The organism is Kluyvera sp. EC_51, assembly GCF_019584505.1.
Lineage (GTDB): Bacteria > Pseudomonadota > Gammaproteobacteria > Enterobacterales > Enterobacteriaceae > Kluyvera > Kluyvera sichuanensis.
In genome coordinates this window covers 1-20363 of record NZ_VDAG01000120.1, presented here as the reverse complement: position 1 = coordinate 20363, position 20363 = coordinate 1, and the positions used below count along the sequence as shown (strand labels likewise).

Genomic DNA, 20363 nt, shown 5'->3' with positions numbered 1-20363 from the left:
CGCGTGGGATCTACCGTTACCTGCGCGAACAGCAGAAAATTTTGCCAAAAAACCGGCTGAAAACTTTTTTACTGCGTAAGCGCAAGGAAAATAAGTGTGATTTGGGTCAATATGTAAATACTAATGAGAACTACTATCAATTCGACGATGTTTTGATATTATTGTGCTCAGAATTTGTGATTTATGTCCTGGAGATACACAGTGGGTAATAATTTGATGCAGGCGGATCTCTCCGTTTGGGGTATGTATCATCATGCCGACATCGTGGTTAAAGTGGTCATGATTGGCTTGATACTGGCATCCGTCGTCACCTGGGCTATTTTCTTCAGCAAGGGGGCTGAGCTTCTTTCCCATAAGCGCCGCCTCAAGCGCGAACAGAAACTGTTAGGCGAAGCGCGTTCCCTGAATCAGGCGAATGAAATCGCGGCTGCATTTGATGCCCGCAGCCTGAGCACGCAGTTAATCAACGAAGCGCAGAACGAGCTGGAGCTCTCTGCGGGTTCCGAAGATAACGAAGGCATTAAAGAACGTACCGGCTTCCGCCTGGAACGTCGCGTGGCGGCCGTGGGTCGTCATATGGGCCGTGGTAACGGTTTCCTGGCAACCATCGGTGCTATCTCCCCGTTCGTCGGTCTGTTTGGTACCGTATGGGGTATCATGAACAGCTTCATCGGCATCGCCCAGACCCAGACCACTAACCTGGCGGTTGTGGCGCCGGGTATCGCAGAAGCGCTGTTGGCGACCGCGATTGGCCTGTTCGCCGCGATTCCTGCGGTGGTCATCTATAACATCTTTGCGCGTCTGATTGGCGGCTTTAAAGCCAACCTGAGCGACGTTGCGGCGCAGGTTCTGCTGCTGCAAAGCCGTGACCTGGACCTCAGCGCCAGCGGCGTACATCCGGTGCGTACCGCCCAGAAATTACGAGTAGGTTAATGCCCCATGGCAATGCGTCTTAATGAAAATCTGGACGATAATGGCGAAATGCATGATATCAACGTGACGCCGTTTATCGATGTCATGTTGGTACTGCTGATTATCTTTATGGTTGCCGCGCCGCTGGCGACCGTCGATGTCAAAGTGAATCTGCCAGCTTCGTCCAGCCAACCGCAGCCTCGCCCGGATAAACCGGTCTATCTGTCGGTGAAAGCGGACAAATCGATGTTCCTCGGCAATGACCCGGTCACCGACGATAATATGGTGACGGCGATTGATACGCTCACGGAAGGCAAGAAAGATACCACCATCTTCTTCCGCGCGGATAAAACCGTGGACTACGAAACGATGATGAAGGTCATGGATACCCTGCACCAGGCGGGCTATCTGAAGATTGGCCTCGTTGGCGAAGAAACCGTCGCGAAAAAATAAGCATCCCGGATGGCGCGTTCTGCGCCATCCGTTATTATTCCCCCAGTAATATAATATTTCCCTTAAGTCTTATATATTCCAACTCGCTGTTAAATAAAATTAAGTACAACTTAATCTTAGCGATATATTTTTAACAATATAGTGGCTAGCAAGAAATAACCCCTCTACGCTTAATCCTGAACGCTAACAATAATATGACGTGAAATGACACCTGCGCGGGCGGAATATATCATGGCAATAATGACGTTTTGGCAGCCCAACGGGCTGTCTCAGGATCTGTTCTCTTTATCCTCCATTCGCCGCAGAGCGGACCGGCTGCTGATGACGCTGGCCTGGGTGATGTGGGGCGTTTCGCTAGGCGTCGGGGCGATGAACGATAACCTCAGCCTGGCGCTGCTGGCGGCTACGTTGCTTTCGGTGCTGGGCACATTGATGACGCTCCTTTTTCCCGGCAGATTAATTACCCGGCTGGTCTACGCCTTTATTATGATGGCCTATTCTGCGCTGCTTATTCAACTTGGCGGTGGTGAAACCGAATACCACTTCTCGGTGTTTGTATTGCTCTCTGCGCTGCTGGCATGGCGTGACTGGCGGCCATTAATTATGGGCGCGGCCGTTATTGCTGTACATCATCTGGTGTTTAATTATTTACAGGAATATGGCCTGTTTAATATTACCGTATTCATGCATACCGGGCTGGAAATGGTGGTGATGCACGGGTTGTATGTGGTCGCGCAGACGATATTTCTGGTGCTGCTGGCGGTGCGGATGGAGCAGGATGCCCGCTCGGCCAGCGAAGTGGCGAAACTGGCCTCGGTGATTAACCGCGAGTCGGGCTTCCTGACGCTTGAGCGTGATAGCAAAACCAGCCGCTCTCCGTTTGCCCGTACCTTTAGCCTGACGCTGGATGCGATGCGAAATACCCTTGAGCAGGTTAGCGGCAATGTTTCTGAACTGCTGGAGGCCTCCCAAACGCTACTCCAGCGCAACACTGCGCTCTCTGAGCGTACGGACAACCAGGCGCGTTCGCTAGCGGTCACCGCCTGCGCCATGGAACAACTCGCCGGGGCGGCGTCGCTCACCAGCGAGAAGGCCAGCGAAGCGCGGACGCTGGCGGAGCAGGCAAGCGGCGTAGCGCAGGAGGGCGGGGAGAATATTCGCTCGGCGATGGCGTCAATGGCGCATATCCGCGACGAATCGCTGAAAATCAACGGCATTCTTGAGCTTATCGACGGTATTGCCTTCCAGACCAATATTCTCTCGCTGAACGCCTCCGTTGAGGCGGCGCGGGCGGGGGCGCACGGCAAAGGCTTTGCGGTAGTGGCTGCCGAAGTGCGTACGCTGGCGCTGCGATGCGAAGAGGCGGCCCGCGATATCCGCCAGATGATTGCCACCTCCGTCGAGCGCACCCATCAGGGGGCGGAGCAGGTTGAACGGGCGGGGAAAACGATGGCGTCGATTATCAGCAATATCGACAGCCTGCAGTCCTGCGTCGATGTGCTGTTCTCAATGAGCGACCAGCAGAAAACCAGCGTGCTACAGATGAAAGGCAGTATTGCCACCATCGATGCCAGCGTGCAGGAAAATATCCAGCACGTGGCCCAGACTATTCAGGTGGCGCATCAGCAGCAGCGTCATACCGGCGAATTGAAGTCGGCAATTTCCGTTTTCCGCCTGGTGTAAGGTCACAAAAATGAAAGTGGTATGATAAATCATCCAGTTATGTGACAACTTCCGCAGTTGCCAGAAAACGTAATACCAGTACGAAAAATGACAATATGATTGTCTTAGGCATCCTCCTACATTGAAGCCTCTTCAATTCCGGAGGACATTCTCGTGGCAAATGACAGCAAATTGTCTATCGCAGAAAAGCTGGGATATGGCATGGGCGACGCCGCTTGCGGCATCGTCTACTCTTCTGTAACGATGTTTTTGACCTGGTTTTACACGGATATTTACGGCCTCTCCGCTGCGGCGGTAGGGGTGATGTTCCTGGTGACCCGCGTGCTGGACGCCATCACCGACCCGCTGACCGGCATCGTCGCCGACCGGGTTAAAACCCGCTGGGGCCACTTCCGCCCGTGGCTTATCTGGTTTGCTATTCCCTACGCGGTGCTGGCGGTGATGACCTTCACCACGCCCGCTTTTGGCGCTTCGGGTAAGCTGGTTTACGCCTACCTGACCTACACCTTATTGATGCTGTGCTACACCTTTATCAATATTCCTTACTGCGCGCTGGGCGGGGTGATCACCCGTGATGAAAAAGATCGTCTGTCGGCGCAGTCTTACCGCTTCACTATCTCTTCAATTGCCGGGCTGATGGTCTCGGTGGCAACGCTGTTCCTGGTCGATTATCTGGGCAAAGAGGACAAGCAGTTCGGCTTCCAGGCCACTATGGGGATTATGGGATTGATTGCCATCGTGATGCTGGCATTCTGCTTCTTCTCTACCAAAGAGCGCGTGGCGCCTGCGGTTGAGCATCAGGGGAGCATCCGTGAAGATCTGCGTTCGCTGCTGGCCAACGATCAGTGGCGGATCGTGGCGATCATTACCTTCTTCTCCAGTATGGCGGGCGTGATGCGCAGCGCCGCCACGCTCTACTACGCTACCTACCTGATGATGGGCGGCGTGGAGTCCGCGGCAGGTACGGCGATGAAGTCGGCCTTTGTTTCGACCAGCGTGGTCGGTACCATTATTGGCAGCATCGCCGCCGGCTGGCTAGCGAAGCGTTATCGCGCGGTTTCGCTGTTCAAAAATATCAACCTGCTGCTGGTGGCGGTGGGCGTGGTGATGTTCTTTGTGCCGCCAACCTGGCTGCCGGTGGTGTTCCCGCTCTATTTCCTCGTCGGCTTCTTCCACCAGATGTATCAACCGTTTAAGTGGAACATGATGGCCAACGCCGCCGACTACGGCGAGTGGAAATTTGGTCGCCGCATTACCGGTCTTTCCTATTCCGGCAATCTGTTTGCGTTGAAAATGGGCATGGCGGTAGCCGGTGCGGTAGTTGGCTTCTCGCTGGGGCTGTTTGGCTATCAGGCGGGCGTCAGCGAACAAACGCCGATGGCGACGATGGGCATCGTTGGATTGCTGACGCTCGGGCCATCGCTCTCTTACCTGGTGCTGTGGTGGCTGTCTCGCTTCTATAAGCTCGACGACCAGAAAATGGCGATGATTCAACGTGACCTCTCCGCTCGCCAGCAGGCAGGTTTCCCGGCGACAGTCGCAGAACCGCAAGCGGTTGACGGCGAATTGAGTAAAGCCTGAGGAGGGTGAGATGACGCAATCTGAATATCAGAACCCGATTCTGTGCGCAGACTATTCGGACCCGGATATCGTCCGGGTCGGGGATGACTTCTTTATGGTCTCCTCCAGTTTTAACCATATGCCCGCGTTGCCAATTCTGCATTCGACGGATCTGGTCAACTGGCAGATTATCAACCACGTTTTCGACGCGCTGCCGCTGCCGGGCTACGACGAGTATCAGCCGGGAAAAGGCGTATGGGCTCCGTCAATTCGTTGGCATGACGATAAGCTGTGGGTGTTCTTCAGCACGCCGGATGAAGGCATTTTCATGTGCCAGACCAACGATCCCTGGGGTCAATGGAGCGCGCCGCACTGCGTGCAGCCCGCGAAAGGCTGGATTGACCCCTGCCCGTTCTGGGATGACAACGGCGACGCCTGGCTGGTGCATGCTTTTGCCCATAGCCGCAGCGGCATCAAGCATAAGCTGCAGCTGTTTGCCATGTCGCCTGACGGTACTTCTCTTCTGGGCGAAGGGCGTATTATCTATGATGGCAGCTCCGATCAGCCGACGCTGGAGGGGCCGAAAGTCTATAAGCGCGGCGGCTGGTACTACATTTTCGCTCCAGCGGGCAGCGTGGAGACGGGCTGGGAAACCGTGCTGCGCGCCAGCAGTATGACCGGCCCGTGGGAGGCCAGAAACGTCCTGTTCCAGGGCGACACGCCGGTGAATGGCCCGCATCAGGGCGGCTGGGTGGAGCTGGACGACGGTGAATGCTGGTTTGTGCACTTCCAGGATGCTCACCTCTATGGGCGGATTGTTCACCTGCAGCCGATGCGTTGGGAGCAGGATGGCTGGCCGCGTATCGGTGAGCCGATGGGCGATGAAGGGGAAGGGCAGCCGGTGATGCGCTGGGCGCGTCCGACAAGCCTGCCGCCATCGCCGCGTTGCTTGCCGCAAACTGACGATAGCTTCACGCACGGCGTACCGGGCCTGCAATGGCAATGGCAGGCTAACCCGCATGCAGAGTGGCTGCTGCCGGGCAATGACCGCCTCAATTTACGCTGCTGTCCGCTGCCGCAGGGTGAGGATAAAGGCAACTTTTACTGGCTACCCAACCTGCTGCTGCAAAAATTCCCCGCCTGGCAGTTTATCGCCCGGACGTCGCTGACGTTGAACGCGGCGAAAAACGGTGATGCGGGCGGTCTGATTATCTACGGCGAGCGCTACGCGGCGCTGCTGCTGGAGAAACGGGACGGGCAGCATCAGCTGCTCTGGGTGACGGGATGGATGAGCGATGCCGGTATTGTGCGGGAAAGCCGTCAGGTTATCGCGCCGCTGAACGTTGGGACCTGCGAGCTAAGGGTTAGCGTGACCCGAGGCGGTATCTGCCGCTTCGCCTGGCGTGAGCCTGAGGGAAGCTGGCAGTCGGTGACACCCCCGTTTGCGGCGGGCAAAGGTAAATGGGTGGGGGCCAAAGTAGGTCTTGTCGCGCTGACGCTGGAAGCCGCTGCATCGCAGGGAATTTGTGGGTTTGACTACTTTGCGACGGATATTACCGGCTGATCCGGGCGTTTCTCGTCATCTTTATCGAGTTTAAGGATGACGTTGGAAGTCCGGTAGTCGCCATCGGCGAGGCCGCGGCTGATTTCAAGGGTCGCGGTTTCGCGGTGCAGCACATGCTGGTAACTGGCTTCGGTGTGGGCGAGGATTTTATCGCGCAGGTGCGGGTAACGCTCCATCACTTCACACAGCGCGGCACCGAAGATCTCTTCTTTGACCTGATAGGCGTAGATGTCGCGGCGATTCTTCCACTTCATTTTGACCAGCGCGGCGGTGAGCGGCACGGAAGGGTTGGAGATGCGACGACCCTCGGCGTTTTTGTCATCGCGCAGGGCCTGAAGGTTACGCTGCAGGAGCGTTTCGTCGCTTACCGGTTGGCTTAACGATATATTAGCCTGATTAACATCGACAAGTTTCATACTTACTTATCCGTTAAATTATAAAACAGCGGCGTGACTTTTTCCTGCGTCATTAAATTAAGCCAAATTTCATTGCCATTATCATTTATCTCCTGGGTTTTTAACTCAATAATTTGACTTAACTCCAGTGAGGAGATCTCCCCCTGAACAACCAGGTTATTTAGCATAAGGGCAAAGGCTTCAATTTTTGCAACGCGATATAATCTATCCTTAATATGACGATCGCGCTCTTCCAGCAATGGGTTACGTGATTGACCACCGCTTATCAATATCTCATCCTGCCAGTCTGCCAACGAAGCCTTTTCCGGCTCTGCCTGCGTGCTGGCCTTTACCTCCTGAGGCTCGCCGTCTACGGCAGAGATACAGAAGCGGGCTGGGATAAGGGTTTCAGCGATCATATACCTGTCATCTTTCGAATGGCTGGAAAGTGTTTTTTATTATAGTGAGGTTCGTTGACATTATCATGGTGCACTTTTAAAATCAAAAAAAGTGGAGAAAACCATGAGCGGTATTATTTATTTTGTGATGGTGTTGCTGCTACTCACCGCCGTTATTTTAATTTTTCTGTATGGTCAAAATAACGAATCGTCTGATACCAATAATGAAACCGTTACGCCTTTGGCCCCTGCGCCACTCAGCAAAGATGAAGGTGAAAATCATTTCGCCAGCCTGATGAGCAGTATCACCCCGGTGTGGTACTGGCGTATTAATCATGAGTATATCGACTTCCTGCAATCCACCATCAAGCGCATGTCGATAGACGAGTTAAAAGAGACACCTGGGCTGTTCGAAGCGCAGGATCGCTGCCGCAACCTCAACGGCGCGGTGTATGAGTATTATGATGAAATCAAACGTCGCTGCCTCAAAGGCGAGCGCGTTGCGCCGGTCGATCCAGTGGTGGAGAGCTTAAAGCAGTGTTACCAGGAGTTCGCTCACGAAGCTTATCCGGAACTGGTAGGGCTGGTGTGGCCTGACTATCGGCGTCCGTTTATTCGTCCCCATGATGTGTGATTACATCTGTTGTTATGATGTTGCATAGTTGCGATATACTAGGCCGAATTTGACTGACGAACAGGACATTATGGAACGTTTTCTGGAAAATGCGATGTACGCATCGCGATGGATTCTGGCCCCGGTCTACTTTGGTCTTTCGCTGGCGCTGCTGGCGTTATCCCTGAAGTTCTTTCAGGAGATCCTTCACGTTCTGCCGAATATCTTCAGTATGGCGGAAGCGGATCTTATCCTGACGTTGCTGTCGCTGGTGGATATGACGCTGGTGGGCGGACTGCTGGTGATGGTGATGTTTTCCGGCTATGAGAACTTTGTGTCGCAGCTGGATATCAGCGAGCACAAAGAGAAGCTCAACTGGCTGGGTAAGATGGATGCCACCTCGCTGAAGAACAAGGTTGCCGCGTCGATTGTGGCTATCTCTTCTATTCACCTGCTGCGGGTGTTTATGGATGCTAAGAACGTGCCGGACAACAAGCTGATGTGGTACGTGATTATCCACCTGACGTTTGTGCTGTCGGCGTTTGTGATGGGCTATCTGGATAGCCTGACTCGCGGGAAAAAATAGCCTTTCAGCATCCCCGGGGTCGGCGTGAACGCCTCGCCCGGGCTACCTTCCCTGTAGCCCGGCCAAGCGAAGCGCCGCCGGGGTTTGTTACTTATCTGACGACGCCTGCCACAAATTCAACTGCCCATCGGCGACATGCTTGTCAATCTGCGCCAGTTCCTCTGCCGAGAAGCTCAGGTTTTCCAGCGCCTTCACGTTCTCCTCAATTTGCTCCGGGCGGCTTGCACCAATCAACACCGAGGTCACGCGGTTGTCTTTCAACAGCCAGCTTAGCGCCATCTGCGCCATCGACTGACCGCGTTGCTGCGCCATCTCGTTGAGCAAACGCAGGCTGTTGAGATTGCTCTCGCTCAGCATATTCTCCGTCAGGCCGCGCGCCTTTTTCCCTTCCGTCTGCATACGGGAACCTTCCGGAATACCGTTCAGGTATTTACCGGTCAGCAACCCCTGCGCCAGCGGGGTAAAGGCAATGCAGCCAACGCCGTTGTGCTCAAGGGTATCCAGCAGGCCGCTCTTATCCACCCAGCGGTTAAGCAGGTTATAAGAAGGCTGATGGATCAGCAGCGGGATCTTCCACTCGCGCAATAGCTCAACCATCGCCTGGGTGCGTTCGGAAGAGTAGGAAGAGATGCCCACGTAGAGCGCTTTCCCGCTCTGCACCGCCTGCGCTAAGGCCGCGGCGGTCTCTTCCATTGGCGTTTTCTCATCGACACGGTGGGAATAGAAGATATCCACGTACTCCAGCCCCATGCGCTGTAGGCTCTGGTCGAGGCTTGCCAGCAGATATTTACGGGAACCACCGGAGCCATAAGGCCCTGGCCACATGTCGTAACCGGCCTTGGTGGAGATAATCAGCTCATCGCGATACCCGGCAAAGTCTTCCCGCAGCAGGCGACCAAAGTTCTCCTCGGCGCTGCCCGGCGGCGGCCCGTAGTTATTCGCCAGATCGAAATGGGTGATGCCGCAGTCAAAGGCTTTGCGCAGCAGCGCGCGCTGGCCGTCGAGGGCGCTGATATGGCCGAAACTGTGCCATAGGCCGAGGGACAGCGCCGGAAGCTGTAAACCGCTGCGGCCGCAGTAGCGATACTGCATCTGTTGGTATCGGGCTGGGTTTGCATGCCAGGCCATAAGGTCTCCTTCTCTTTTTATTTTGAAACACTGTTCCCAGCGTACTTTTTTTTGTGATGCACGCCCGTTGTGCCGATCACACTGTCATAGATGAGGATGAAAAATACGCGCTTTATTCCTCTTTAGGGGTAGCCCTTAAATAGCGCTAGCCACCGCTCAAAAAATCGCTATATAATTTTATATATAACGATTGAGGGCGTAGAGATGGACAACCATTTTGGCAAAGGGTTAATCGCGGGACTGAAGGCGCCATATGCCGACAGCGCGCAGAAAGTGGTCGGCTTTTGCACCGACTATAAGCGTGGTTTTGTGCTGGGCTTTTCGCACCGTATGTTTGAGAAAACCGGTGACCGTCAGCTGAGCGCCTGGGAGGCGGGGGTGTTGACGCGCCGCTACGGGCTGGATAAAGAGATGGTGATGGATTTCTTCAAAGAGCATGATTCCAGCACTACCGTTCGCTACTTTATGGCGGGCTATCGGCTGGAAGGTCAATAAAACCGGGTGCCAGGCACCCGGCTTTTCATCATGATTGCTGACGCTTGTCTTCGGTATGGGTATCGAAGTCACTGGCGTCATGACGCTCGTGCAGCTGTTCGTTCAGCGGGCCATTCGTACGGTTGACGATACGACCGCGCTTCACGCCCGGACGGCTGGCGATGTCCTGCGCCCAGCGCATCACGTTTTTGTAGCTCTGCGCATCCAGGAACTCATCCGCGCCGTACACATTCCCCAGCACCACGTTGCCGTACCACGGCCAGATAGCGATATCAGCGATGGTGTACTCTTCACCCGCCACGTAGCGCCCGCGCGCCAGTTGCTTATCCAGCACGTCTAACTGACGTTTTGCCTCCATGGTGAAGCGGTTGATGGCGTACTCAATCTTCACCGGCGCGTAGTTATAGAAGTGCCCAAAACCGCCGCCGAGGAACGGGGCTGAGCCTTGCAGCCAGAACAGCCAGTTCAGGGTTTCGGTACGCCCGGCCGGATCTTTTGGCAGGAAGTGACCAAATTTCTCCGCCAGATAGAGCAGGATATTGCCGGACTCAAACACGTGGGTTGGCGGCGTGGCGGAGTGGTCGCTGAGGGCCGGGATCTTCGAGTTCGGGTTCACTTCCACAAAGCCGCTGGAGAACTGATCGCCTTCGCCAATGCGAATCAGCCACGCGTCGTATTCTGCTTCCGTTACGCCCGCCGCCAGCAGCTCTTCCAGCATAATCGTCACTTTCTGGCCGTTTGGCGTGCCCAGGGAGTAAAGCTGGAGCGGATGATGGCCTACCGGCAGCGCTTGTTCATGGGTGGCGCCGGAAATGGGGCGGTTGATGTTGGCAAATGCGCCGCCGTTATTTTGATTCCATTCCCAGACTTTGGGTGGCTGATAGGTGTTCTCTGACATAATCGCTCGCCTTATTTTGATGATGTGTTGAGGTAGTGAAGTTTAGCAGCTTCAGGCAAAAATCCGTGCCGCCCAGACGCTGACATCGTCGCCGCTGCCCAGGTCTGGCTGGACCAGCCCATTAACCATAAAGGTTGGGGAGACGTGAATGCCGTTCTGGCGGGCATAACGTGCATGCCACTTAATCTCTTTTTGCAACTCCGGCTCGGCAAAGGCTTCGGCGAGCAGCACACCGCTATAGCGTTCAATGCGGGTAATAATTTCCCGCGGCGTGGTGTCCATATTCGGCCCGCTGCAGTGGTCGGTAAACTCAAATTCTTCGCGATGGTCGGCGACCGCTTTCATCACCTTGTGCGCTGCGCTTTTGCCGTCAGGCAGCGTGGAAGCGGCCAGAATGCAGCGCACAATCACCCCGGAGAAAAGATGCCACGGCTGTGACTGTAAGCGAATTTTGACGCTGACGTTCTCTTCGCCGACGAGTTCCAGCAGCGCGTCCAGCTTGTTGAAAGTCTTAACGGAAAACGGGCAGGTTGGCTCCAGGAACACCTCAAACGTGCGTGCGCCGTGGCCCCAGACCAGCGGTTGTGCCTGTAAACTCATGTGGACTCCTGATGGTTAAGTGTGCATTTTTCGGATGAATATTTTTGCCCCCGATGGGTCATCCTCGCATACACGGGTGTATGATTAATCCACTTTTGTTGGATTAATTTCAACGTGCGGGCGAGAAAATCGCACGGTATGTTTGAGGAAGGTTCATGAGCAAGGGAAGTACCAATAGTGACGCCCCATTTGGCACGTTGTTGGGGTATGCGCCGGGTGGCGTAGCGATTTACTCTTCAAATTACAGCAGCTTAAAACCGGGCGACATGCCTGATGACGCATCGTTTCGTAGCTACATCGACAACGAATACATGGGCCACAAGTGGCAGTGCGTCGAGTTCGCCCGCCGTTTCCTGTTTATCAACTACGGATTTGTCTTCACCGATGTGGGCATGGCCTACGAGATCTTTTCGCTGCGCTATCTGCGCCAGGTGGTGAACGACGCGATTCTCCCGCTTCAGGCGTTTGCCAACGGCTCCCGCCGTGCGCCGCTCGTCGGCTCTTTGCTGATCTGGCAAAAGGGCGGCGAGTTTAATGAAACCGGCCACGTGGCGGTGGTGACGCAACTGCTGGGCAACAAGGTGCGCATTGCGGAGCAAAATGTACTGCACTCGCCGCTGCCCGCAGGCCAGCAGTGGACCCGTGAGCTGACGCTGGAGGTCAAAGACGGCCACTACACGCTGCAGGACACCTTTGACGACACCACTATTCTGGGCTGGATGATTCAGACCGACGACGCACGCTACGGCCTGCCGCAACCGGCAATTGCCGGTGAAGCGCTGAAGCTTGGCGGAGCGCGACTGGAGAACAACGGTCAGTTTGAGGGCAAATGGCTGGATGAAAAAGATTCGCTCCAGCAGGCCTATATCGCCGCCAACGGTCACGTGATTAACGCCGATCCGTATCAGTACTTCACCATGACCGAAAGCGCTGAGCAGGAGCTGATCAAAGCAACCAACGAGATGCACCTGATGTATCTCCACGCCACCGACAAAGTGATGCGTGACGACAACCTGCTGGCGCTGTTCGACATCCCGAAAATCCTCTGGCCGCGCCTGCGCCTCTCCTGGCAGCGCCGTCGCCACGACATGATCACCGGGCGCATGGACTTCTGCATGGACGAACGTGGGCTGAAGGTTTACGAGTACAACGCCGACTCCGCCTCCTGCCACACCGAAGGCGGCCTGATCCTCGAACAGTGGCTGAAAACCGGCTATCGCGGTAATGGCCACAACCCAGCGGAAGATCTGCTGGGCGAGCTGGTGGGGGCGTGGAAACACAGCCAGGCGCGACCGTTCGTGCACATCATGCAGGACAACGATCTGGAAGAGAATTATCACGCCCAGTTTATGCAGCGCGCCCTTGAACAGGCGGGCTTTGAGAGCAAAATTCTCTATGGTCTGGACGAGCTGCGTTGGGATGCCGCCGGTCAGCTGATTGACGGTGATGGTCGTCTGGTGAACTGCGTGTGGAAAACCTGGGCGTGGGAAACCGCCATCGAACAGGTGCGCGAGGTCGACGAAGACGAATATGCCGCCGTGCCAATTCGCACCGGTAATCCGGATAATGAAGTGCGTCTGATTGACGTGCTGCTGCGCCCGGAAGTGATGGTCTTTGAGCCGCTGTGGACCGTTATCCCAGGCAACAAGGCGATTCTGCCGGTGCTGTGGTCGCTGTTCCCGAACCATCCGTATCTGCTGGATACCGATTTCGAAGTCAGCGAACACCTGGCAAAAACGGGTTATGCGATTAAGCCTATTTCCGGTCGCTGCGGCAGTAATATCGACCTGGTCAGCGGGAACGATCGGTTACTGGATCAAACCAGCGGTAAATTTGTTGATAGAAAAAATATTTACCAGCAACTTTGGTGCTTGCCAAACGTCGCAGGAAAATATATTCAGGTATGTACCTTTACCGTCGGTGGTAATTATGGCGGCACCTGTTTACGCGGTGACGAATCTCTGGTGATTAAAAAAGAGAGCGATATTGAACCGCTGGTGGTAATAAAAGATAAAGAATAAAGGCGAGTAGCCCGGACGAGGCGTTAAACACGCCGACTCCGGGGATGTTCCCGGCGTCGCGTTGCTCGGCCGGGCTACGGTAAAAGAAAGCCTGCAATAAACACAACAACAAGACAGAAAAGGAAATGAATATGCACGATCGGCGACTCGCCGTGCGCGTGGGTGAACTCAAGCCCTCCGCCGTCCGCGAACTCTTAAAACACAGTAAACTGCCCGGCGTGATTTCTCTCGGTGGCGGTATTCCAGCCCCGGAGCTTTTTGATACCGAAGGGCTGGAGCTGGCGGTGCAGAAGGTGATGAGCGAGCGCTTTAACGACGCATTCCAGTACGGTTTGACCGAAGGCTACCCGCCGCTGCGTCAGGCCGTCAGCGAACTGTGTCAGGCGCGCGGTGTGGCTTGCCAGGCAAGCCATGTGTATATCACCTCTGGCTCGCAGCAGTCGCTGGATATCGTGGCCCGTACGCTGCTCGACCCGGGCGATGCGATTGTCGTCGAACGCCCAACCTACCTGGCGGCGCTGCAGGTCTTCCAGTTGGCGCAGGCCAACATCCTGAGCGTCGATACCGACGACAACGGCATGCTGGTAGAGCAGCTTGCCGAACTGCTTTCCACCACTCGCGTGAAGGCCGTTTATCTGGTGCCAACCTTTGGTAACCCGGGTGGTAAAACCCTAAGTGATGACCGTCGTCGTCGCCTGGTGGAGCTGGCGAAGCAGCATGATTTCGTCATCATCGAAGACGATCCGTACGGTGAAATCAGCTTTACCGATGAAGTGCAGCGCCCGCTGTACCAGCATGCGGTAGAGCTGGGCTGTGAGGATCAGGTGGTCTACACCTCAACCTTCTCCAAAATTCTGGCGCCGGGCATGCGCATTGGCTGGATTGTGATGCCGGACTGGCTGGCGCAGCAGACGGTGATCGTCAAGCAAGCCGCCGATTTACACACCAATATGCTGTCGCAGGTGATAACCGCTGAATACCTGAGTCTGGGCCGTCTGGAAAACCAGATTGCGCTTATCCGCGAAGACTATCGTAAGAAGTGTGATGCGCTGGCCGACGCGCTGGAAAGCCGTCTGGGCGAGCATATCGAGTTCAGCCGTCCGAAGGGCGGGATGTTCCTGTGGGCGCGCTTCCGCTACCCGTTCGACACCATGAAGTGGCTGGAAAAAACGCTGGAAAACGGCGTGGTGTATGTACCGGGTGAAGCGTTCTACAACGATAATCCGGATACCCGTACCCTGCGTCTGTCGTACTCGACGGTATCGCAGGAAGGGCTGATGACCGCCGTGGAACGCCTGGCGAAATCACTGTAATCTGCTCTTACTCCGCGCTGAACGTTAGCGCGGAGTCACTTCTCTTATTCCTGGTCAGCCATCCGGTCATCAACCCAGATAAGCATTAGCGAGGCCAGAAAGGCCGCCGCCGCGGTACCCATAAATAACAACATACCCATATCCCGAATTATTCTTCTTATTATTCTGCTAATTCCGCAGCGTGATTATTGCTATCCGTGAGAGTTATTTTAATATCATGCGGGGCGCTGGCGAGGGTAAAGAAACTGTCGGCATCAATATCGAAATTAAGAATAATTTCCTTATATTTCCCGCAGGTAATTAATTCTTTCGCTTCACTAATACTGTTGGCTGTAATGGTAGACATCGTAGGACCCTATTAGAAAACTCAGAAGAAAATAAGAGCTAGCGCTTATCAGATCAACTACTTTTTCCTGGAGTCTTTATCAGATGAAATCCTGATGATGTTAACGGGCAAAAGATAATGTCTGATTTAACTTAAGCCGCAGATTTTCGTTTTAACGTGGCGCATTTCTCCGCTGCAATCCACCCGGATAAGAGCGCTATCTGCTACCAGAAGGGAACCACCCTCTAACCCGTTCATTGTAGGGCGGGCGTACCTCGTGAAGAGGAAATCTTTACGCCAGTGAACTTGCTACCGTATTCCCCATTGAAATTGGGTACAAAATAAGCGGTAAAAATGAGCAATGTCGTTCCAGGTGTAAGCGGCTATCAAGGGCCAGCGGGTGGATGGGGTGCGGTTAAAGCGGTGACTGCCTCGGTGTTTTCACAAAAGGCCGTCGCGCGCGATATCATCGCGATGTTCCGCATGAACCAGGTCAAAGGTTTTGATTGCCCCGGCTGCGCCTGGCCTGACCCTGGCCACCGTTCACCCATGGAGCTTTGCGAAAACGGCGTGAAGGCCGTTTCCTGGGAGACGACCAGTAAGAAAGCTTCCCCGGAATTTTTTCGCCAGCATACGGTGGCTGAACTGTGGCATTACAGCGACTATGCGCTGGAAAACATTGGCCGCCTGACCCACCCAATGAAGTACGACTCTGCAACCGATACCTGGCAGGCGGTGGAGTGGCAGACGGCTTTCGCGGAAATCGGTGAGCAGCTGCGCGGCCTGGCCTCCCCGGAACAGGTAGAGTTTTATACCTCCGGGCGTACCTCCAACGAAGCGGCGTTCCTCTACCAGCTGTTTGCCCGCGAATACGGCAGCAGCAACTTCCCGGATTGTTCCAACATGTGCCACGGGCCGACCAGTGCGGGCCTGACGCCCTCTATTGGCCTGGGGAAAGGCACCGTCGAACTCGACGATTTTGAACACTGCGACCTGGTGATTTGCATCGGCCACAATCCTGGCACCAACCATCCGCGCATGCTCACCACGCTGCGTGAAGTGGCGCAGCGTGGCGCCCGTATCATCTCTATCAACCCGCTGGCGGAAAGGGGGCTTGAACGCTTTAGCTTCCCGCAAAGCCCAACGGATATGCTCAAAGGCCACGCCACCACTCTCAGCAACGAATACTACCAGGTGAAAATGGGCGGCGATGCCTCGCTGCTCAAAGGGATCATGAAAGCGCTGATCGAGATGGATGAAGCCCGTATTTTGCTTGGCCAGGAACCGTGCCTCGACCGCGCGTTTCTGGCTGAGCATACCCACGGCTATCAGGAATTGTATGACGACCTGCACTGTTGTCGCTGGGCGGAGCTGGAACAGGACTCCGGACTGACTCGCAGCCAGATGGAAGACCTCGCCGACCGTTACGACAAATCGAACGCCACCATCATCTGTTACGGGCTGGGCATCACCCAGCACAAGAACGGCACGGAGAACGTGCAGCAGCTGGTGAACCTGCTGTTGCTGAAGGGCAATATGGGCAAGAAAGGGGCGGGGATCTGCCCGCTGCGCGGTCACTCTAACGTGCAGGGCGACCGCTCGGTAGGAATTAATGAAGCGGCGTCAGAGGAATTTCTGCTGCGGCTCGAAGGGCGCTTTAACATCAGCGTCTCTCGCAAACACGGTCGCTCCAGCGTGGAGAGCATTCGCGCCATCGAACGTGGCGACGCCAAAGCGCTTATCTGCATGGGCGGTAACCTGGCAGTGGCGATGCCGCAGCCGCAGCGCACCTTTGAGGCGATGAAAAAGCTCGACCTGCAGGTGCACGTGGCGACCAAGCTAAATCGTTCGCATCTGCTGATGGCGAAACACAACTACCTGCTGCCGGCGCTGGGCCGAACCGAGCGCGATATGCAGGCTAGCGGGATCCAGTCGGTGACCGTGGAAGATTCAATGTCGATGGTGCACGCCTCCTGCGGGGCGCTGAAACCCGCTTCGCGTTGGTTGAAGTCAGAGCCAGCGATTGTGGCGGAGATGGCACGCGCCACCTTGCCGAACTCTCCGGTGAACTGGGAAGCGATGATGGGCGACTATGCGCTGATTCGCGATGCGATTGCCGACGTGATTCCGGCGTTTGCCCACTATAACGCCCGCATTGCTGAGCCGGGCGGTTTCCGTATGGATACGCCTGCCTCTCGGCGTGAGTGGAAAACGTCTACCGGCAAGGCCAACTTTGTGGTGAGCCGCCAGCGCGCCGTGGAGCGAGAGCATCAGCCCGCCGATTCGCTGGTGCTGGCAACATTACGCAGCCACGATCAGTACAACACCACCATTTATGGCATGAACGACCGCTATCGAGGGATCACCGGGCGCCGCGACGTAGCCTTCTTAAGCCAGGCGGAAGCCGACGCGCGCGGACTGGTGGAAGGCGATGTGATTAATATTCAGGCGCTGGACGATAACGGCAAGCCGAGCGAAGGCCGCGCGATGCTCGGCCTGACGGTGGTGGTTTACAGCATGGCGAGCGGTTCGATTGGAGCCTATCTGCCGGAAGCGAATGTGCTGCTCTCATTGGATGCGGTGGACACGAAAAGTCTGACGCCAGCTTATAAGAGCGTGCCGGTACTGATAACCAAAGCATAGGTCGCGCAGACCGTCCTCTCAAAACCAGCCGTCAGGCTGGTTTTGTCGTTTGTAACGATAGCATTGCTTCATGGTAATGAGATTTATTCGCAATAATGCCTTTGCAGTGAAATCTTAAAGATGTATTTTAAATGCATCTTATGAAGCGGAGGTCATTATGAGCCATCTCAGAATTCCAAAAAACTGGACCATCAAACGTTCCACCCCATTCTTTACGAAAGACAACGTGCCTGCTGCGCTGCTCAGCCACCACAACACCGCCGCCGGTATTTTTGGTCAGCTCTGCGTGATGGAAGGGACGGTGACCTACTACGGTTTCGCCAATGGCGAGGCCACCGAGCCGGAGGTTAAAGTGGTGATTAATGCCGGTAGCTTCGCGACCAGCCCGCCACAGTACTGGCACCGTATCGAGATGACCGACGATGCGCAGTTCAACATCAACTTCTGGGCCGAACCTGAATTCTCCGGTGACGAAGTCTACAGCGCGAAAAAATCCTAACCCTGCCGCTTCCCCATCACCGTTGATGGGGAAGCCCTCCCGATAGTGTAAAACGCCATGCTGACATTCTTCACAAACGCGTCGACGCGAGTCGATTACGGCGAGCAGGAGTGCTGCCGCGAACAGCCTTTACTCCACGTTGCCGAATATCAGGAATATCTATACTGCGAAGGACCAGACTGCCCCGCAAGTCACACGGAGCGTCATGCTGACGCTGTATCAATTCGTTAAATCATCAGGGTACTGACATGAAGATTGTCGCTATTGAGGCCAATATTGCCGCAGGAAAAACCACGCTGCTTGACCCCCTGGCTCAGGCGCTATCCGAGAAAACGGGCGTCAGCTGGAAAGTCATTCGAGAGCCGGTGGATGAAGACCCTGTGTTTCTCGAGCTGCTGCAGGTCTTCGTCGAAAACCCCCGCGATGCGGATGCGAGGGTGGCTTTCCAGCTTTATATTACCCGCAGCCGACAGGCGCTTTTACAGGATATTCCAGACGGCAATTACGTAATTGAGCGTTCGCTGTTTAGCGATATCGTGTTCTGCCACGTTAACTTCCTGATGACCGAACAGCCATCGGCCCGCTATATGTCCTATTTCTATCAAATAAAGCATTACCTGAAGTGCTACCCGCAGATTGACCTGGTGGTTTACGTCGACCGGGACGTGGAGTCGTGCTTTAACGCCTGCATGGCGCGTGGCCGGGCGGGGGAGAGCGAATATACGCTGGACTATTTTGCCGATCTTAAAGCGTTTCACGATGCCTGCCTGCCGCAGATTACCCGCCAGTACGGTTCTAAACTGCTGACGCATCGCGTGGAGTCAGGGTTTGCCTGCCCGGAAACACTCGCGGATTCCATTGTTGAAAGCCTGAAATAGCATGTTGAATCTATGCCATGACGCAGCGCCTCCTATGAGATGCTGCGCCTGAGGTCGTTGTTCATTCCCACCGTCTTCTATTCCTCCCTGTCGAAAAGCAGCGCCTATACTCTCATTGGGGCGTTTTATTACCGTAATGACTCCCCAAAATGGATTAAATTGAGTGGTTTAAATTGCTGTGAATCAATAATTGTATTTTTGTTTATTTGTCGTTAATTGATTTAGATCAATTTATTTGAATGTGAAAAATAAGTTAAATTATGAATCTGAACACGCTCTTTACATAAAATTACAAATTGAGTCGCGGACGTATCAGTACGAGCAAAATCTTATTAATGGAAAAATCCTAAAACACGATTATCTATTTCATTGATCTACTTGTTTTTATTAAATAATTGATCGATTAAGACGATCTATATTCCTTTAATCAATTGATTATATCTATCAATAATAATTAATTGATCGTTTTTGACGATATATATTCACTGTGTATATAATTAAACCGAAATTTAGCAAACAGATTTATAGAATCAGGAACTACGGATATTAGATAAAAACTCAGACCAGGACGTTGGGGTAATATATGAGGCAATGTATTATCTCGGATAACAGTTTTTTTCTTTTGGCATTACAGGATGATGATGTTATCCAGGATGGCAACGTTTCAACGATCCACTCTCGGCAATTGCGGTCGAAGTGCTACTTAAGCACATCGGTTCGGGATATCTTCGTTGTTTATATTTCTGATGTTGTAGAGCGACATCGGATACTTAGTTTATTGGCTTCACCGACTTCTCGTTGTCGAATTGTACTGCTATACAAGATGGAAGCGTCTTCCGGGGGCGATTTTCAGGGGCCTTTTCCTTGGCTAGTCTCTGAAAAAATAGGCTTTTCCGATCTTTACTCATGCCTGTATAAGGCGGGTAAATCTATTTACGATCGGAGAGATTTCTCTGAGAAAGAGCTGACTGTTTTTCGCTATCTATGCGAAGGATATTCAGTATCCCAAATAAATAAGCTAGCAGGGTTCAGTGAGAAACATATTTATTATGTGAGGCAGAAAACTAAAAGGATGTTTGGCCTGCGCGGAAATAATGCTGCGGCGCTCTCTTTTTATCTCGATATTTCTAAGCTCAATCGACGGTGGTAGTGCCATTGCTGGTGGTCAGCAATGGCACTATTGCCATGAGCAAGGAAATTTCACTTAAGTAATAAAAAACGTGCCTGGTGATGCTTCCGCTATCACCCCTCATCGCTGTTTTTAACAAAATGAGAATAAGATTCTGGTGATGCTGCCAACTTACTGATTTAGTGTATGATGGTGTTTTTGAGGTGCTCCAGTGGCTTCTGTTTCTATCAGCTGTCCCTCCTGTTCAGCTACTGACGGGGTGGTGCGTAA

The 20363-nt window shown here is 54.0% G+C and carries 20 protein-coding genes; 14 read left to right on the top strand and 6 right to left on the bottom strand.

The window, feature by feature from the left end:
* The first annotated feature begins 201 nt into the window (after positions 1 to 201).
* The 5 genes from exbB (at position 202) to FHC49_RS23370 (ending at position 6172) form a co-directional block, all read left to right on the top strand.
* On the top strand, positions 202 to 933 hold the full coding sequence (exbB, locus tag FHC49_RS23390; RefSeq protein ID WP_220440979.1) for a tol-pal system-associated acyl-CoA thioesterase: 732 nt from the start codon (positions 202 to 204) through the stop codon (positions 931 to 933).
* 6 nt (positions 934 to 939) lie between these two features.
* Positions 940 to 1365 (top strand): TonB system transport protein ExbD, encoded by a 426-nt coding sequence (exbD, locus tag FHC49_RS23385; RefSeq protein WP_185668362.1) that lies wholly within the window; start codon positions 940 to 942, stop codon positions 1363 to 1365.
* Between the two features lie 231 nt (positions 1366 to 1596).
* On the top strand, positions 1597 to 3048 hold the full coding sequence (locus tag FHC49_RS23380) for a methyl-accepting chemotaxis protein (protein WP_220440978.1): 1452 nt from the start codon (positions 1597 to 1599) through the stop codon (positions 3046 to 3048).
* Positions 3049 to 3249: 201 nt separating this feature from the next.
* Complete coding sequence (locus FHC49_RS23375; protein WP_370631789.1) at positions 3250 to 4629, top strand: glycoside-pentoside-hexuronide (GPH):cation symporter; 1380 nt, start codon at positions 3250 to 3252, stop codon at positions 4627 to 4629.
* Positions 4630 to 4639: 10 nt separating this feature from the next.
* Positions 4640 to 6172, top strand: coding sequence for a glycoside hydrolase 43 family protein (locus tag FHC49_RS23370; protein WP_220440976.1), 1533 nt, complete (start codon positions 4640 to 4642; stop codon positions 6170 to 6172).
* Here FHC49_RS23370 and FHC49_RS23365 read toward each other — a convergent pair.
* Positions 6145 to 6588, bottom strand: a complete 444-nt coding sequence (locus tag FHC49_RS23365) for a cytoplasmic protein (protein WP_185668358.1) — start codon at positions 6586 to 6588, stop codon at positions 6145 to 6147. The genes FHC49_RS23370 and FHC49_RS23365 overlap by 28 nt on opposite strands.
* Positions 6589 to 6590: 2 nt before the next feature.
* Positions 6591 to 6986 carry a hypothetical protein gene (locus tag FHC49_RS23360; protein ID WP_185668357.1) on the bottom strand — a complete coding sequence of 132 codons (396 nt, stop codon included), beginning with the start codon at positions 6984 to 6986 and terminating at the stop codon, positions 6591 to 6593.
* A gap of 103 nt (positions 6987 to 7089) precedes the next feature.
* On the opposite strand from FHC49_RS23360, the gene FHC49_RS23355 reads away from it, so the two are divergent.
* Positions 7090 to 7599 carry an ESA_00282 family adhesion-associated protein gene (locus FHC49_RS23355; protein ID WP_185668356.1) on the top strand — a complete coding sequence of 170 codons (510 nt, stop codon included), beginning with the start codon at positions 7090 to 7092 and terminating at the stop codon, positions 7597 to 7599.
* Positions 7600 to 7669: 70 nt separating this feature from the next.
* On the top strand, positions 7670 to 8164 hold the full coding sequence (locus FHC49_RS23350) for a TIGR00645 family protein (protein WP_185668355.1): 495 nt from the start codon (positions 7670 to 7672) through the stop codon (positions 8162 to 8164).
* Between the two features lie 87 nt (positions 8165 to 8251).
* Here the strand turns inward: FHC49_RS23350 and FHC49_RS23345 are convergent, their stop codons facing one another.
* Positions 8252 to 9292, bottom strand: coding sequence for an aldo/keto reductase (locus tag FHC49_RS23345; protein WP_220440975.1), 1041 nt, complete (start codon positions 9290 to 9292; stop codon positions 8252 to 8254).
* 204 nt (positions 9293 to 9496) lie between these two features.
* Here FHC49_RS23345 and FHC49_RS23340 point away from each other — a divergent pair, with 204 nt between their 5' ends.
* On the top strand, positions 9497 to 9787 hold the full coding sequence (locus FHC49_RS23340) for a DUF2623 family protein (RefSeq protein ID WP_185668353.1): 291 nt from the start codon (positions 9497 to 9499) through the stop codon (positions 9785 to 9787).
* Between the two features lie 28 nt (positions 9788 to 9815).
* Here FHC49_RS23340 and yghU read toward each other — a convergent pair whose 3' ends face one another.
* Both yghU and FHC49_RS23330 read right to left on the bottom strand, forming a co-directional pair.
* Positions 9816 to 10685 carry a glutathione-dependent disulfide-bond oxidoreductase gene (gene yghU, locus FHC49_RS23335; RefSeq protein ID WP_220440974.1) on the bottom strand — a complete coding sequence of 290 codons (870 nt, stop codon included), beginning with the start codon at positions 10683 to 10685 and terminating at the stop codon, positions 9816 to 9818.
* A gap of 51 nt (positions 10686 to 10736) precedes the next feature.
* Complete coding sequence (locus FHC49_RS23330; protein ID WP_220440973.1) at positions 10737 to 11285, bottom strand: thioredoxin; 549 nt, start codon at positions 11283 to 11285, stop codon at positions 10737 to 10739.
* A gap of 155 nt (positions 11286 to 11440) precedes the next feature.
* Here FHC49_RS23330 and gss point away from each other — a divergent pair, with 155 nt between their 5' ends.
* Together gss and FHC49_RS23320 are read left to right on the top strand one after the other, a co-directional pair.
* Positions 11441 to 13306 carry a bifunctional glutathionylspermidine amidase/synthase gene (gss, locus tag FHC49_RS23325; RefSeq protein WP_220440972.1) on the top strand — a complete coding sequence of 622 codons (1866 nt, stop codon included), beginning with the start codon at positions 11441 to 11443 and terminating at the stop codon, positions 13304 to 13306.
* A 131-nt stretch (positions 13307 to 13437) separates the two neighbouring features.
* Positions 13438 to 14619, top strand: coding sequence for a PLP-dependent aminotransferase family protein (locus tag FHC49_RS23320; protein ID WP_220440971.1), 1182 nt, complete (start codon positions 13438 to 13440; stop codon positions 14617 to 14619).
* A 160-nt stretch (positions 14620 to 14779) separates the two neighbouring features.
* On the opposite strand, the gene FHC49_RS23315 is transcribed toward FHC49_RS23320, so the two are convergent.
* Positions 14780 to 14965 carry a hypothetical protein gene (locus tag FHC49_RS23315; protein ID WP_220440970.1) on the bottom strand — a complete coding sequence of 62 codons (186 nt, stop codon included), beginning with the start codon at positions 14963 to 14965 and terminating at the stop codon, positions 14780 to 14782.
* Between the two features lie 333 nt (positions 14966 to 15298).
* On the opposite strand from FHC49_RS23315, the gene FHC49_RS23310 reads away from it, so the two are divergent.
* The 4 genes from FHC49_RS23310 to FHC49_RS24845 all read left to right on the top strand — a co-directional run.
* Entirely contained in the window at positions 15299 to 17587 is a 2289-nt protein-coding gene (locus tag FHC49_RS23310) for an FdhF/YdeP family oxidoreductase (RefSeq protein WP_220440969.1), read from the top strand.
* Between the two features lie 157 nt (positions 17588 to 17744).
* The gene (locus FHC49_RS23305) at positions 17745 to 18086 is read left to right on the top strand and encodes a DUF1971 domain-containing protein (RefSeq protein ID WP_035892065.1); all 342 of its coding nucleotides are present in this window, start codon (positions 17745 to 17747) and stop codon (positions 18084 to 18086) included.
* Positions 18087 to 18334: 248 nt separating this feature from the next.
* Entirely contained in the window at positions 18335 to 18964 is a 630-nt protein-coding gene (locus FHC49_RS23300) for a deoxynucleoside kinase (RefSeq protein WP_185668346.1), read from the top strand.
* A 1340-nt stretch (positions 18965 to 20304) separates the two neighbouring features.
* Positions 20305 to 20363 (top strand): IS1 family transposase (locus FHC49_RS24845; RefSeq protein WP_097491765.1); only part of this gene is annotated, 59 nt, incomplete at its 3' end.

Coding starts and splice junctions, on each gene's coding strand:
- exbD (WP_185668362.1), top strand. CDS start 940: ATGGCAATGCGTCTTAATGAAAATCTGGACGATAATGGCGAAATGCAT.
- FHC49_RS23380 (WP_220440978.1), top strand. CDS start 1,597: ATGGCAATAATGACGTTTTGGCAGCCCAACGGGCTGTCTCAGGATCTG.
- FHC49_RS23375 (WP_370631789.1), top strand. CDS start 3,250: ATGGGCGACGCCGCTTGCGGCATCGTCTACTCTTCTGTAACGATGTTT.
- FHC49_RS23370 (WP_220440976.1), top strand. CDS start 4,640: ATGACGCAATCTGAATATCAGAACCCGATTCTGTGCGCAGACTATTCG.
- FHC49_RS23365 (WP_185668358.1), bottom strand. CDS start 6,588: ATGAAACTTGTCGATGTTAATCAGGCTAATATATCGTTAAGCCAACCG.
- FHC49_RS23360 (WP_185668357.1), bottom strand. CDS start 6,986: ATGATCGCTGAAACCCTTATCCCAGCCCGCTTCTGTATCTCTGCCGTA.
- FHC49_RS23355 (WP_185668356.1), top strand. CDS start 7,090: ATGAGCGGTATTATTTATTTTGTGATGGTGTTGCTGCTACTCACCGCC.
- FHC49_RS23350 (WP_185668355.1), top strand. CDS start 7,670: ATGGAACGTTTTCTGGAAAATGCGATGTACGCATCGCGATGGATTCTG.
- FHC49_RS23345 (WP_220440975.1), bottom strand. CDS start 9,292: ATGGCCTGGCATGCAAACCCAGCCCGATACCAACAGATGCAGTATCGC.
- FHC49_RS23340 (WP_185668353.1), top strand. CDS start 9,497: ATGGACAACCATTTTGGCAAAGGGTTAATCGCGGGACTGAAGGCGCCA.
- yghU (WP_220440974.1), bottom strand. CDS start 10,685: ATGTCAGAGAACACCTATCAGCCACCCAAAGTCTGGGAATGGAATCAA.
- FHC49_RS23330 (WP_220440973.1), bottom strand. CDS start 11,285: ATGAGTTTACAGGCACAACCGCTGGTCTGGGGCCACGGCGCACGCACG.
- gss (WP_220440972.1), top strand. CDS start 11,441: ATGAGCAAGGGAAGTACCAATAGTGACGCCCCATTTGGCACGTTGTTG.
- FHC49_RS23320 (WP_220440971.1), top strand. CDS start 13,438: ATGCACGATCGGCGACTCGCCGTGCGCGTGGGTGAACTCAAGCCCTCC.
- FHC49_RS23315 (WP_220440970.1), bottom strand. CDS start 14,965: ATGTCTACCATTACAGCCAACAGTATTAGTGAAGCGAAAGAATTAATT.
- FHC49_RS23310 (WP_220440969.1), top strand. CDS start 15,299: ATGAGCAATGTCGTTCCAGGTGTAAGCGGCTATCAAGGGCCAGCGGGT.
- FHC49_RS23305 (WP_035892065.1), top strand. CDS start 17,745: ATGAGCCATCTCAGAATTCCAAAAAACTGGACCATCAAACGTTCCACC.
- FHC49_RS23300 (WP_185668346.1), top strand. CDS start 18,335: ATGAAGATTGTCGCTATTGAGGCCAATATTGCCGCAGGAAAAACCACG.